Origin of the sequence: Teredinibacter purpureus (genome assembly GCF_014217335.1) — a bacterium.
Taxonomy (GTDB): Bacteria; Pseudomonadota; Gammaproteobacteria; order Pseudomonadales; family Cellvibrionaceae; genus Teredinibacter; species Teredinibacter purpureus.
Map to the genome: position 1 here is coordinate 1,240,551 of NZ_CP060092.1, position 13,464 is coordinate 1,254,014.

Below are 13,464 nucleotides of genomic sequence, written 5' to 3' on the forward strand. Positions count from 1 at the left end.
TTAACTATCGGGCGGCTCAGGATTTCTGTTAGCTGCCCGCCTTACGTTTTGGTATAGGTGGTTTTCTTGGATACTTCTTTGCTCGATCAATATGACGCAATTATTTTCGATATGGACGGTACTCTCGTCGATAGCGGGCAGCTTCATGAAATTGCTTGGACGCGTACACTCGACAAATATGGCATACCGGTTGATAGGGTGCTAATGCGTTCATTGGCGGGGGTGCCTACAAAAGGCACGCTTGATATTCTGCTAGACCATTTCAATCTCAATATCGCCGCTACCAGTGCTGAAATGAACGATTTTAAAGAATCGGTCGTACGCGATATTGCGCAGCGCTATGTTAAGCCCACGGCACTTGTTGAACAGGCCCAATATTTTGCAGGGCGTAAGCCGCTCAGTGTAGGAACCGGTGCCTATACTGAAGAAGCCGAGACAATTTTAGCGTGGTGTAACCTACGCGAGTTAATTGGCCCCGTTGTAGGGGCTGATCAGGTTCAAAACCCCAAACCCGCCCCCGATACTTTTTTACTGTGTGCCGAACGTATGGGAATAGCACCGGAACGTTGTGTGGTGCTAGAAGATTCTAAACTGGGTTTAGACGCCGCCACTCGAGCCGGTATGGTGGGCATAGATGTGCTGGACGTCTTCGGTATAGAAAACGATTATTTTCTCTAATGTATAACGGTATAGCGTAGCGTGACCTTAACGAATCAATACCCCAGCCTTAAAGACCGAGTTGTACTTATTACTGGTGGGGCGTCTGGCATTGGCGCGAACATGGTAGAGGCGTTTTGTCGGCAGCAGGCCATTGTTGCTTTTATCGATATTTTGGCCGACGAGGCTGAAGCTCTAGTCGCGCAACTAACGGCAACCGAAGGGGTGCGTGCGCCACGCTATTTTCAGTGTGACCTACGTGATATTTCACTCTTACAGGCCACGATTAACGCTATTGCCGAGTTGCTCGGCCCAATCGCTGTTTTGTTGAATAACGCCGGTGATGATGAGCGTCATGATTTTCGAGAAGTGACGGTAGACTATTGGGACGATCGAATAGCGGTGAATTTGCGGCATTATTTTTTCGCAGCCCAAGCGGTGTACCCCTATATGCAAAGCCTGGGGTATGGTTCCATTATTAACCTCGGCTCTATGAGTTGGTACGCAAGGCAGGGTGAAATGCCGAGTTATACCAGTGCTAAGGCAGCTGTAGAGGGCCTAACGCGTGGTTTAGCGCGTGACATGGGTCTAGAGTCAATACGTGTGAATACCTTGGTGCCCGGTTGGGTTGCAACACCCCGCCAGCTTGAAAAACGATTGAGTGAAGATGCACAACGTCATATCTGTGAAGCGCAATGCCTCAAACGAATGGTTCAGCCCGAAGACGTTGCAGCAATGGCGTTGTTTCTGGCGGCTGATGACAGCCAAATGTGTACGTCGCAGCACTTTATAGTGGATGGCGGCTGGGTATAGCGCTCAGTTTCTGCCGTTTACCGAATGCGCCTTGGGCGAGGTTTCTCGTTTGTCGTACCTGATGTTACCGCCAGCCAAAACCTCTTGTTTAAACATCTCTCCCGAAATAAGTCGTTGACACGTGTTCGTGCTGTTCACGATAATATTATATTACAATAATGTTATTGGCTCCCTGTGCCGCCGCAATGCTGGCCTTCTAGGGTGGCGCGTACACAGGTAGCTTATCAATGGTGTCTTATGCTTTAGGCCTCGACTACGGCAGCGATTCAGTTCGTGCGTTGTTAGTCGATACACACACGGGTACAGAAGTCGCAACGAATGTGGTGGCCTACCCTCGATGGCGTAACGGCCTGTATTGCGAACCCACGGCGGACCAGTTTCGTCAGCATCCGCTCGATTATTTGGAATCCCTTCAATCGTGTTTGGCCGGCCTTTGGGCAATAGCGCCCAAAGGTGCTGGCGCGCGCGTTGTAGGGGTGAGTTTTGATACGACGGGTTCAACGCCAATTGCGGTCGATGCCGAAGGCACGGCGCTGGCGTTAACGCCAGCGTTTGCCGAAAATCCACATGCCATGTTTATCTTGTGGAAAGACCACACCGCGGTGAAGGAAGCGCAAGAAATTACGGCTGCAGCGAACGCTTCATCAGAGGGATACCTGCAATTTGCTGGGGGTATCTATTCGTCCGAATGGTACTGGGCAAAGGTGCTGCATGTACTGCGAGAGAGCCCTGAGGTGCGTGAAGCTGCCCATATGTGGGTTGAGCATTGTGATTGGATGCCTGCGGTTCTCACCGGTACCACTCACCCGAATCAATTCAGGATGGGGCGCTGCGCTGCGGGCCATAAAATTCTCTGGCATGAACGCTGGGGCGGTTACCCGTCGAATGATTTCTTTTCTGCCATAGACCCATTGTTAGATGGTTTGCGCGACACCTTGCCCTCGGAAACCTTTACGGCCGATAACCGCGTTGGGGAACTGACCCCTGAGTGGGCCGAAAAGCTGGGGTTAGCGGTTGGTATCCCCGTAGGTTTTGGTGCGTTCGACTGTCATATGGGCGCTGTTGCTGCACGCGTAAAGCCCGGGGTGCTTACCAAAATTATGGGCACGTCCACGTGCGATATTACGGTCGCACATTACGATGACATTGCCGATAACTGTATTCGTGGCATTTGCGGGCAAGTGGATGGTTCCGTATTACCAGGCATGGTTGGCCTTGAGGCAGGCCAAAGTGCCTTTGGCGATCTTTATGCGTGGTTCAAGCAATTGGTATCGTGGCCGTTGCACGCCGTTTTATCCGAAAGCGCCGAATTGGACGAACAGACAAAAAGTCATTTAATTAACGCCATTGACGATGCCATATTGCCGGCCCTCAGCCGCGAGGCGGAAAAATTAGTGCCGGGTGAATCAGCTATTACCGCGCTCGATTGGGTGAACGGCCGACGAACGCCCGATGCCGATCAAACGGTTGCTATGGCGCTATCGGGGTTAAAAATGGGCAGCCAAGCGCCGCACATTTTTCGAGGTCTCGTAGAAGCAACCGCGTTTGGTGCAAGAGCCATTATCGAACGTTTTCGAGAAGAGGGTGTTGTGATAAACGCGGTTGTTGCAATAGGCGGTATCTCGAAGAAGTCCGATTTTGTGATGCAACTGTGCGCCGATGTTTGGGGTTGCGAAATTGAGGTGCTTGAAAGCGAGCAAAGTTGTGCGCTGGGTGCGGCTATTTTTGCGGCCACCGTGGGCGGTGCCTTTGAAGATGTTGCGAGCGCCCAAACGGTTATGGCGTCTGAGGTCTGTAAAACGTATAAGCCAAATATAAATTTGGCGGGTACCTATAACGAACTGTACCGGCGCTACGAGCGGCTCGGTGACTTTGTCGATGGAGGTGTACAGTGAGTTACCTAGAATTAAAACGCGAAGCTTATGAAGCCAATATGGAGTTGCAGACACGCAATTTAATTATTTACACATGGGGCAATGTTTCGCAGGTCGATCGTGATAAAAATGTAATGGCGATTAAGCCCAGTGGTGTGCCCTACGAATCGTTAAAGCCAGAGCACCTCGTGATTGTTGATCTCGAGAATAATAATACCGTAGAGGGTGATCTACGGCCTTCGTCGGACACAAAAACCCACACGCATCTGTACCGACATTTTGAAACGATCGGCGGTGTAACCCATACGCACTCCACCTATGCAACAGCGTGGGCTCAAGCGCAATGCGCTATTCCTTGTTATGGTACCACCCATGCTGATTTCGCTTACGGTGAAGTTCCCTGTACAGCGATTATTACCGACGAGCAAATAGAGCGGGATTATGAAAATGAAACCGGTGTGCAAATTACCAATACTTTCGAAGCGCTAAATGCTGAAGAGGTGCCAATGGTGATTGTGGCGGGGCATGCGCCATTTACATGGGGTAAAAATGCCGCGCAATCGGTTTATCATGCAGTAGTGTTAGAAGAGATGGCGCGCATGGCCTACCTAACGAAAACGTTATCACCCAATGTGCAGCCACTTAAACAATCCATTGTGGATAAGCACTACCAACGAAAACACGGAAATAATGCCTATTACGGTCAAAAATAATATTTTTCTATAATACTACAAATGCTGTACTAAATTAAAAATTGCGAAATAGTTGAGAAACGGAATGAAAGTATATAACGATAAAAACGTTTGGCTGGTAACGGGTTCACAGCACTTATATGGGCCAACTGTTTTGCAGCAGGTAAAAGAGAACAGCACCGTCATTGCACAAGGTTTGAGTGAATCGCCACATCTTTCTGCACAGGTGCTCGCTAAAGGTGTGGTCACAACACCAGAAGAAATTCTAGCTGTTTGTCAGCAGGCTAATAGCGATGACCATTGCGTTGGTCTTATTCTTTGGATGCACACATTTTCGCCGGCGAAAATGTGGATAGCAGGCTTAAGCTTATTGGCGAAACCCTACCTGCATTTACACACCCAATTTGGTGCGGCCTTACCGTGGGCAAGCATCGACATGAACTATATGAACTTGAATCAAAGTGCGCACGGCGATCGTGAGTTTGGCCATATTAGTACCCGCTTGCGACAAGAGCGAAAAGTGGTGGTAGGGCATTGGGAAAGGGAAAATGTTCAAATAAAAATAGATGACTGGGTTCGCGCGGCAATGGGCCTAGCGGAAGCTCGCGGCCTAAAAGTAGCGCGCTTCGGCGATAATATGCGGCAGGTCGCCGTTACCGATGGCGACAAAGTCGCGGCACAAATTCAGTTTGGTTTTGAAGTGAATGCCTACGGCCTAGGAGAATTGGCCAGTGTTTGCGATGCTGTGACAAGCACCGAACTTGACACACTCATTGAAGAATATAAAAAGCTGTATGACATTGCCCCAAGCCTGTTCAATGACGCGCACCAATATGACATGCTAAAAAATGAAGCGCGGTTAGAACTGGGTATGGAGCGCTTTATGGAAGAACGTGGCGTTAAAGCGTTTACCAACTGCTTTGAAAATTTGACGGGGCTATCTGGTTTGCCGGGGTTAGCGACGCAAAATTTGATGCGTAAAGGCTATGGTTATGGGGGTGAAGGCGATTGGAAAACGGCCGCCATGAATCGCATCGTAAAAGTGATGAGTTTAGGCCGCGAAGGCGGCACCTCCTTTATGGAAGATTATACTTATGACTTTGGGCTTCCTGACCAAGTACTCGGTGCGCACATGTTAGAAATATGCCCGAGTATTGCAGGCCAAAAACCCACGGTTGAAGTACAGCGCCACACGATAGGCATTAAAAAAGATATTGCTCGATTATTATTTACCGGCAAACCTGGGCCTGCAATGAATATCTCATTAATTGATTTAGGTAACCGGTTTCGTATGGTTGTAAATGAGGTAGACACCGTTGAGCCTCCCGCGAGTTTACCTCATTTGCCGGTGGCTAAAGCGCTTTGGCAGCCGCGCCCAAATCTCGAAATTGCTGCCGCTGCTTGGATTTATTCTGGTGCGGCACATCACAGTGTTTATACACAAGGCATAACGTTAGATCACTTAAATGATTTCGCCGAAATGTTAGATGTAGAGATGGTGGTTATCGACGAAAATACTCGCTTAACTGAATTTAAAAAAGAACTGCGACACAATGCAGTTTACTACCATATGAATAAAGGTTTCTAAATTCGACCTTCGTCGAAGGAGTAAGATTGAATGTTCTTGAATAATCAACCTTGCTTGATGCGGGCAAGTAAACCCGTTACTCTCCGGCTTTCGGAAACCGTATGAAGGTCGTCGCAGTGTTAGATAAAAATTTCAACCTTTCTTATCGTATGGCTCAAGAGTTGGGTCGTGCAATTATATGTGGTGAATTCAAATCACATGACAGCCTTCCTACTGAAGCAGAACTGTGCGAAAAGTTTGGCGTAAGCCGAACTGCCGTTCGAGAAGCCGTAAAAATGCTATCGGCAAAAGGGCTTATCGCGAGTAAGCCAAGGCAAGGTATTCGAGTATTGCCTGAAGAAGATTGGAATATTTTTGATGCAGATCTACTGCGGTGGTCGTTGGAAGGTAATCCTTCCATGCAGGTGTTGAAAGAGTTTTTGCAAATGCGCATTGCTATCGAACCAGAGGCTGCAGCTTTGGCCGCAAGAAACACCGAGCCAGATAGGTTGATCAATATTGCGAGTGCGTTAGAACGCATGGGTAGCGCCGAGGAAGGCTCTGCAGAGGCGCTAGAAGCGGATATCGATTTTCATATTTCTATTTTGTATGCTAGCGACAATCGCTTCTATATTCGTATGCGCGATTTTATTCGTACCGCCCTCAACGTAAGCATTGTTCACACTAACGTGATTAAAGGGGATTTTTCGGCAACGCTAGAAGAGCATGCGAAGGTGTACCGTGCTATTGAAAATCAAGATGCACCGGCGGCAAAAGAGGCGATGCTTTTTCTCATAGATGAAGCGTTGAGTTTTATTGAGTCAGAGCTACAGAAATAAAGCTATGGTATGACAATAAGATAAATGATTTGTAGGGGAATATGCCACACATAAAAAAACCGCTCTATGGCAGAGCGGTTTTTTTATGTGTGGCACTAATATTTTTTGATGATCAAATGTTAAAAAATATTAGTGCTACGGGGTTGCAATACATGCAGCGTTAAGCTGAGGCCTCAGTTGTGGCGCTCTCACCTGCAGTATCGTCATCGTGATTCACGTGGAAGGGCGCGAACCAGCATATAAGGAAGGACGGAATAGTGGCCGCCATTACAAATACAAAGTAACCAACGTACCCCATTTTTTGTTGGAGTAGGCCACTAACCATACCGGTCAACATCATACATAAACCCATAAGAGCCGTACCGAAGGCATAATGTGTAGTGGCGTATTTACCCGGAGCCAACTGCTGCATAAGGTAAATCATAAAACCAACAGAACCAATACCGAAAAAGAACTGTTCCAGCACAACGCCTGCCGTAATAATGGCGTGACTCTCAGGTTGGTACATAGCCATTAATAAAAAGGTAACGTTTGGAATGTTGACACAAAAACACAGTGGGAATAACGCCTTTTGTAAGCCCTTTTTAGCAACATAAGCACCGCCTACCAAAGAACCAATCAATAATGCAATAAGGCCAAAGGTACCGTAGATAATACCGAAGCCTTGGTTGGTTAAGGCTAGGCCGCCGTTCTCCACGGCATCTTTCATAAAGAGCATACTTGGAGCGTTCAAAAAACCAAAGCTCACACGGAACAATAAGGCAAAGCCAATCATCATCCATATGCCACGCTTTTGGAAGAAAGTAACAAACGCATCCATTAATGTGCCAATCGCTTCGCCAGGTGTTTTAGGTGTGTTTTCTGCACGAGCACCTTCCGGCATTACACGCCAGTGCCACGCCGCCATACCCAACATAATGACACCCATTAAGCCGAATACGATCTGCCAAGATTTTGTCCACTCAGGGCCAGATACATGCGGATCATGATCGAATATATATTGGTGCAGCAAACCACTCAACACGACCATAACGCTCATCATCGCGAGTTTACCTAGATTCCAGCTAAGGCTCTGCCAACCGCAGTAAAGGGCCTGCTGTTTAGAATCGAGCGAAGTAACGTATACGCCATCGGTTGTGATGTCTTGCGAGGAACCAATAAAAGACAGTATCCAAAAGAACACCAGCATAATAGAGATGTAGCTCGGTAAGCTCATGACTAAGGAGACACCGACAAAACCAACACCCAAAATGACTTGGGATAACAATACGAAAAATTTCTTGGTTTTGTACATTTCAAGAAAAGCTGCGAACAAGGGCTTAATGGTATAGGCCAAGCCGAGTGCACTGGCGTATGCGGCGGCCTTAGCGTTATCCATTCCCAAGTTGCTAAACATAACAACGGCTGCAGCCGTTAGCATGTTGTAGGTTAGAGCCATGGTAAAATAACTAGACGGCACCCACAGTAGCGGGTGTTTCGTTTTGCTTGGAGAGGTCATTGGTACACCTTTATTATTTTTACGTTGTTATTGTTCTATGGTCCAAATAGGTGACCGGATAGTAACAAATTTTCAATCTGGCGGAAGTGTTTCCGGCGCGGCTTATGGCGAAAAAGGCGTCGATCCATGCTTTAGTGTTAACATGCGTGCAATGAGTACACACCTATTGAGGAGAAGCGTACATGGCTATTTGGGTTGATGCCGACGCCTGCCCTATCGTCATTCGAGATATATTAATTAGGGCATCACAACGCACGGGTGTTGAAACTATTTTTGTCGCGAATCAACGATTGCCTTTGCCCAATATTCCGAGCCTAAAAATGCTACAGGTGTCGGCGGGTTTCGATGCGGCAGACAATGAAATTGTGTTACGTGCACAGGTGGGTGATTTAGTGATTACCAACGATATTCCCTTGGCTGCCGAAGTGGTCGAAAAAGGTGTGGAGACGGTAAGTAATCGGGGTGAAAAATTTACGGCTAATAATATTCGCGCAAGGCTTAATATTCGAGATTTTATGGAAACCATGCGGGCAAGTGGTGAACATACAGGCGGCCCGGCAGCATTGAGTCAGCAAGATAGGCAAGCATTTGGAAAAGTTCTTGATCAATATTTGGCATCGCCTTCTAAGGCTTAATCACGCGCGCAGCCGTTATAATAATGACGTACAAGAGTGCTTGCGTAACAGTGTACAATTGGTTGAATTGGCCGCAGCAGTTTATGGGTTGTCGTGTTAACGGTATTTTTTCGGCAGTATAGGGAGAAAGCCTTTGGTGGCGGTTTCTGAGTATTTGGCGGTTGATGAACCCGGTATAATCCGATTAATTACGCATATTCAGCAGCAGGAATTTAATCTTAATATCACCGCAGAGGATCAGCCCGATTTAAATGAGATACCCACTTTTTATCAGGTAGGAGCGGGTAATTTCTGGATGGCAACGTTAGACGGTAAAGTGATTGGTTCTATTGCGTTGTTGGATATTGGTAATGGCAATGCCGCGCTACGTAAGTTTTTTGTTCAAAAAGACTTGCGTGGAGGGGCCTCGCTATCGCCAAGCCATTACTGTGCGTATTGTTACGTTGGGCGAAGGCTAAATCGATAAAAGAGATCTACCTCGGGACCGTCGATACGTTTTTCGCTGCACACCGTTTTTATGAAAAAAATGATTTTGAGTTGTGCGAAAAAACACATTTACCAAAAACTTTCCCTTTAGTGAACGTCGGTAACGATATTTTATCGGCTTTGTGTGTCGTGGCTGGGCACCTCCGTATTGGCGGAAATGCCCAGTGGTTGAATCGCTGTAGTTTTAGCGCAATAACAGCAATGGTTTTTGGGTTTTACGTAACATTGTGAGTGTAAAGCTACCGAGTAAAAAATCACGCACACGGTTGTGGCTGAATGCGCCCATCAACATTAAGTCAATATCGTGTTCGGTTTGATAGGCCGGTAATACATCTTCACTGTTGCCTACTAAGCAAACACTTGTAACGTCGATGCCCGCAGCCTGAAGGTGAGCCGTGGCTTCTGACAGTAAAATATCGCTATCCAACGCTTTGGCAACGACATGCACAAGATGACAGGGTAGATTTTTAAAGAGAGGGCTGGTGGCAACCATTTCCAGCGCTCGTTGTGCCGCGTCACTGCCATCGTAGGCCAGCATGACTTTTTTGGGCTCGGTATACGTCTTATTCACTACCAGAATAGGCTTTTGCACTGCACGAATAGTCGTTTCGAGTTTGCGGCCAAGACCTTTTTCTTCGCTTGCATGATGTTCACCGCGAATGCCTACAACGAGAAGCCGAATATCCTCTTCCATTTCCACGAGACTCTCAGAGAGCGAACCATGACGCTGGCTTGTGTGCACTTCAGCAACGCCGCTTTCTAGTGTCATTTCCTTAGCGGCTTGTAACATCAAGTTACCCTTTTGAATCAGTAGTTTGCTACGCTCTGCTTCCACCCTTGTAAGTTCGCTTAGCAACTCTTCTGAAGAGCCTAGGCCGATGGCGCCACTATAATCGGCGACCACAGGAGCTGGATTGTGCTCAATAGTATGCAGAAGTTTCAGTGGTGCATTAACGGTTCTTGCCACCCATGCCGCATATTCACATACCGCACCACTGAACTGAGAACTATCGATGCAGGATAGGACTAATTGCTTATTTGTGCTCATTAATGACCCCCTAATACTTTTTCAAGTTCTTCTGGTTTGTCGTGTTCCCCAAAACGGTCAACGATGGTCTCGGTGGCGCTGTTGAGGCCTATCAATTCAACTTCTGCACCCTCGCGGCGGAACTTAATTACCGCAGTATCGAGTGAGTGTACGGCTGAAATATCCCAAAAGTGGGCACGGCTAAGATCGATAGTAATTTTTTCTACTGCTTCTTTAAAGTTAAATTGTGCGAGAAACTTATCGGATGAATTAAAGAAGACTTGGCCGTGAACCGTGTAGTGGCGTGTGCTACTTTCCTCGTTCAGCGAGGATTCAACATACATAAAGTGGCTGACTTTATTGGCGAAAAACAGCGACGCGAGTAAAACACCCACAAATACACCAAAGGCGAGATTGTGTGTCCAGACCACGACGACTACGGTGGCAATCATCACAGTATTCGTAGACGTAGGGTATTTCTTTAAGTTGCGAATAGATTCCCAGTTAAAGGTACCGATAGACACCATGATCATAACAGCAACCAGCGCTGCCATCGGAATACGTGCCACCCAATCGTTAAGGAACACTACTAGGATAAGCAATACGCCACCGGCAATAAGTGTGGAGAGTCGCCCGCGCCCGCCTGACTTAACGTTGATAACCGACTGGCCAATCATAGCGCAACCCGCCATGCCGCCGAGCATACCCGAGGCTATATTAGCGATACCTTGACCTTTACATTCGCGGTTTTTGTCGCTTTCGGTATCAGTTAAGTCATCTACAATAGTCGCCGTCATTAATGATTCGAGTAAGCCAACTACGGCTAAAGCGGCAGAGTAGGGAAATATTATTTGCAGGGTTTCGAAGGTGAGCGCAACATCGGGCCACAAGAAAATGGGCAGTGTGTCGGGCAGTTCGCCCATGTCGCCAACGGTGCGTATATCCAAACCCACTATCATGGCAAAGGCAGTACACGCCAAAATACAGACTAAGGGTGATGGCACGCTTTTGCCAACAAAGGGGATGTAAGGGAAAAGGTAGATAATGCCCAAACCTGCTGCAGTCATGGCATACACATGCCATGTCACATTGGTAAGTTCCGGTAGCTGCGCCATAAAAATAAGAATCGCCAACGCATTAACGAAGCCGGTTACCACCGAGCGTGAGACAAAGCTCATGAGGCTGCCGAGCTTTAGATAGCCCATAATGACCTGTAGTACACCTGTTAGCAGGGTAGCGGCCAGTAAGTATTGCAAGCCGTGTTCCTTAACAAGCGTTACCATTAACAGCGCCATAGCACCTGTGGCAGCCGAAATCATGCCAGGGCGACCGCCAACAAAGGCGATAACAACGGCAATACAGAATGAAGCATAGAGGCCAATTTTAGGGTCTACGCCTGCGATAATTGAAAATGCAATGGCTTCTGGTATAAGCGCCAAAGCGACCACTAGGCCAGCGAGAATATCGCCACGTAGATTTCCAAACCAATCGTTTTTGGTTGAATGGAGCAACATAGAATTTCCTTTAATACACAAATAAAGAGGCTGTGGTTTACACTGCGATATACCTATACCAGCGCAGAAAGAAACAGCTTGGCAATTCAAAGCGGCGTCGATCAAAAATCGGCAGAATTTGAATTGATGGTTGGCGTAAGAGGGCGGCGATTCTACAGCATTCAATACCCTCGAACAAATCTTCACCACGGGCCTATAGTCATTAAAATAGAGACTATAGACCGCTGTATAACCCTACATACCCTAAGAATATAAAGCGCATATGACACCGTTAAAAAAAGTTATGTTCATCATTGTAGGCCTGAGTATAGTCGCCGTAGGCCTTTGGCTTGGTCGTGCGCCGGAGACGCTCGAGCGGCCTGTTCTTGGCGACCTTATAAATAATAGTTCACATATTCACTATTTGCCGGCCGAATCTCGAGAGATTCAATTGTCGATGCCTTCTACGCGTTCAAGGGCTGCGAACGCAGAGCGTGTTCAAGCCGATGATTTAGCGCAAGATCAAGCAGACGAAATATTGGACGACTGGCGAAAGGCCATCGCAACATCTGACAGCGCCGAAGAATTGTTGGTGGCGGCCACGCTAGAAGCCGATGCAGATAAACGCGAAACCCTATTATTAGAGGCGCTGCGTTTGGACCCGTACAACCCCTTAATCAATTTTATGGTCGCTGAGCATTGTTTGGGTGCCGTGAACTCCACGCAGTGTAGCCCCGAATTGTTTGACGTATTGGAAAGCCTTGATGGTGATAATGGCGCGGTACACGATTTAAAAGCGATACAGGCTTATCGCAATGGTGACATTGACGGTGCCGCGCAAAGTCTAATGGCCGCCTCGAGTTCGACCATAACGGATGCTTACGAATGGCAGCATATGGCTGCGGTAGCAGAATCGTTAGGCAGTCTAGGTTTGGAGCGTGATGCTCACTTCTTAAAAAGTGTCAACGACTATGCCGACAAGCGTAGCGGTGAACGCAAAGCAATACTAATGAGTATGTGCGAGCAACAGCGTACGAGCGAAAGCTGGCAACAGCAGTGTGCTGACAGGGGGAAATCGATGATGGAAAACGAGCTGAGCTTAGACGGGCGTTTTTTTGGGTTTGGCCTAGCGGTGGCCGCCAGCGACAACCCTGAAGTATTTCAACAAGATTATCTAAAAACGTTAGAAATGGAATCGCAACAGATGGCCCATTTTATTTCTGAAGTAAATGCAAGGCCAGATTTTTCCATGAATGAAACGCAGTGGAGCGAGTATCTAGCGGTATATGGTAAAGAGGGAGAAAAGGCTGCAATGGGGTATCTGGCAGAGCTTGGTGGCGAGTAGCGATCGCAGCGTGAAAAACGTTGCTCTCTATTAAGTTGGTGGTAACGGTTATTAATACGAATAAAAATACAATAGGGATAAACCATAGATGAATAAAAACATTCCACTCTGGATAACCGTCGTGTCAATGTTATTAACGTTGCTGGGCGTGTTCGTTGGCTCGTCGCTTTATCTGTCACCTGCAACATTTGTACAGCAGGTTAATTTCTCCGATCCAAATGTTTTATTTCTGGCCTACATGTGGGGCGCAAGACAAATTGCCATTGCCCTGATTATTGGGTATTCAACGGCGAAGCAATCTAGCCTAATGTTAAGAGTGTCTTTGTTAGCGTATTGTCTTATGACATTCCAAGATGTTTTTATCGGCATTGTGCAAAACGATAGTGGGCTTATTATAGGCTCTGCAATTTTCTGCCTACTTAGCGCGACAATGATGATTGTTCTATGGAAAAAATCAGATAAAAAATGAGTGCTGAAGGCTACTTAGCGTAATAAAAAAGGGACGCTGCAATTAGCGTATTATCAATATCTGCGTTAG

14 protein-coding genes are annotated in these 13,464 nt (G+C 47.2%); 11 read left to right on the plus strand and 3 right to left on the minus strand.

Annotated features, from left to right (window positions below):
* Positions 1-66 precede the first annotated feature (66 nt).
* The 6 genes from H5647_RS05530 (at position 67) to H5647_RS05555 (ending at position 6,442) form a co-directional block, all read left to right on the plus strand.
* A complete protein-coding gene (locus H5647_RS05530; protein WP_236074788.1) occupies positions 67-678 on the plus strand; it encodes an HAD-IA family hydrolase in 612 nt (203 codons plus the stop codon).
* Between the two features lie 21 nt (positions 679-699).
* On the plus strand, positions 700-1,470 hold the full coding sequence (locus H5647_RS05535; protein WP_045856956.1) for an SDR family NAD(P)-dependent oxidoreductase: 771 nt from the start codon (positions 700-702) through the stop codon (positions 1,468-1,470).
* 227 nt (positions 1,471-1,697) lie between these two features.
* Complete coding sequence (locus tag H5647_RS05540) at positions 1,698-3,365, plus strand: ribulokinase (protein WP_045856958.1); 1,668 nt, start codon at positions 1,698-1,700, stop codon at positions 3,363-3,365.
* Complete coding sequence (locus H5647_RS05545; protein WP_045856960.1) at positions 3,362-4,057, plus strand: L-ribulose-5-phosphate 4-epimerase; 696 nt, start codon at positions 3,362-3,364, stop codon at positions 4,055-4,057. Before H5647_RS05540 ends, H5647_RS05545 begins: the two co-directional genes overlap by 4 nt.
* A gap of 64 nt (positions 4,058-4,121) precedes the next feature.
* Positions 4,122-5,624 carry an L-arabinose isomerase gene (araA, locus tag H5647_RS05550; protein WP_045856962.1) on the plus strand — a complete coding sequence of 501 codons (1,503 nt, stop codon included), beginning with the start codon at positions 4,122-4,124 and terminating at the stop codon, positions 5,622-5,624.
* A 101-nt stretch (positions 5,625-5,725) separates the two neighbouring features.
* Positions 5,726-6,442: a FadR/GntR family transcriptional regulator gene (locus H5647_RS05555; protein ID WP_045856963.1), complete on the plus strand. Its 717-nt coding sequence runs from the start codon at positions 5,726-5,728 to the stop codon at positions 6,440-6,442.
* Positions 6,443-6,602: 160 nt separating this feature from the next.
* Here the strand turns inward: H5647_RS05555 and H5647_RS05560 are convergent, their stop codons facing one another.
* Positions 6,603-7,940 (minus strand): MFS transporter, encoded by a 1,338-nt coding sequence (locus tag H5647_RS05560; RefSeq protein WP_045856965.1) that lies wholly within the window; start codon positions 7,938-7,940, stop codon positions 6,603-6,605.
* A 182-nt stretch (positions 7,941-8,122) separates the two neighbouring features.
* On the opposite strand from H5647_RS05560, the gene H5647_RS05565 reads away from it, so the two are divergent.
* The 3 genes from H5647_RS05565 to H5647_RS22405 all read left to right on the plus strand — a co-directional run bounded on the left by H5647_RS05565 (position 8,123) and on the right by H5647_RS22405 (position 9,292).
* Positions 8,123-8,575, plus strand: coding sequence for a YaiI/YqxD family protein (locus H5647_RS05565; RefSeq protein WP_045856967.1), 453 nt, complete (start codon positions 8,123-8,125; stop codon positions 8,573-8,575).
* A gap of 136 nt (positions 8,576-8,711) precedes the next feature.
* Complete coding sequence (locus H5647_RS05570) at positions 8,712-9,041, plus strand: GNAT family N-acetyltransferase (RefSeq protein WP_200911637.1); 330 nt, start codon at positions 8,712-8,714, stop codon at positions 9,039-9,041.
* Entirely contained in the window at positions 9,011-9,292 is a 282-nt protein-coding gene (locus tag H5647_RS22405; protein ID WP_408034015.1) for a GNAT family N-acetyltransferase, read from the plus strand. Before H5647_RS05570 ends, H5647_RS22405 begins: the two co-directional genes overlap by 31 nt.
* On the opposite strand, the gene H5647_RS05575 is transcribed toward H5647_RS22405, so the two are convergent.
* Entirely contained in the window at positions 9,246-10,109 is an 864-nt protein-coding gene (locus H5647_RS05575; RefSeq protein ID WP_045856969.1) for a universal stress protein, read from the minus strand. The two genes, H5647_RS22405 and H5647_RS05575, sit on opposite strands and share 47 nt — an antisense overlap.
* Positions 10,109-11,602: a SulP family inorganic anion transporter gene (locus H5647_RS05580; protein ID WP_045856971.1), complete on the minus strand. Its 1,494-nt coding sequence runs from the start codon at positions 11,600-11,602 to the stop codon at positions 10,109-10,111. Before H5647_RS05580 ends, H5647_RS05575 begins: the two co-directional genes overlap by 1 nt.
* A gap of 262 nt (positions 11,603-11,864) precedes the next feature.
* Here H5647_RS05580 and H5647_RS05585 point away from each other — a divergent pair, with 262 nt between their 5' ends.
* Positions 11,865-12,926, plus strand: coding sequence for a hypothetical protein (locus tag H5647_RS05585; RefSeq protein ID WP_045856973.1), 1,062 nt, complete (start codon positions 11,865-11,867; stop codon positions 12,924-12,926).
* Positions 12,927-13,014: 88 nt separating this feature from the next.
* Entirely contained in the window at positions 13,015-13,395 is a 381-nt protein-coding gene (locus tag H5647_RS05590; RefSeq protein WP_045856975.1) for a hypothetical protein, read from the plus strand.
* Positions 13,396-13,464: the final 69 nt, after the last annotated feature.

Coding starts and splice junctions, on each gene's coding strand:
- H5647_RS05540 (WP_045856958.1), top strand. CDS start 1,698: ATGGTGTCTTATGCTTTAGGCCTCGACTACGGCAGCGATTCAGTTCGT.
- H5647_RS05590 (WP_045856975.1), top strand. CDS start 13,015: ATGAATAAAAACATTCCACTCTGGATAACCGTCGTGTCAATGTTATTA.
- H5647_RS05585 (WP_045856973.1), top strand. CDS start 11,865: ATGACACCGTTAAAAAAAGTTATGTTCATCATTGTAGGCCTGAGTATA.
- H5647_RS05580 (WP_045856971.1), bottom strand. CDS start 11,602: ATGTTGCTCCATTCAACCAAAAACGATTGGTTTGGAAATCTACGTGGC.
- H5647_RS05555 (WP_045856963.1), top strand. CDS start 5,726: ATGAAGGTCGTCGCAGTGTTAGATAAAAATTTCAACCTTTCTTATCGT.
- H5647_RS05560 (WP_045856965.1), bottom strand. CDS start 7,940: ATGACCTCTCCAAGCAAAACGAAACACCCGCTACTGTGGGTGCCGTCT.
- araA (WP_045856962.1), top strand. CDS start 4,122: ATGAAAGTATATAACGATAAAAACGTTTGGCTGGTAACGGGTTCACAG.
- H5647_RS05565 (WP_045856967.1), top strand. CDS start 8,123: ATGGCTATTTGGGTTGATGCCGACGCCTGCCCTATCGTCATTCGAGAT.
- H5647_RS05575 (WP_045856969.1), bottom strand. CDS start 10,109: ATGAGCACAAATAAGCAATTAGTCCTATCCTGCATCGATAGTTCTCAG.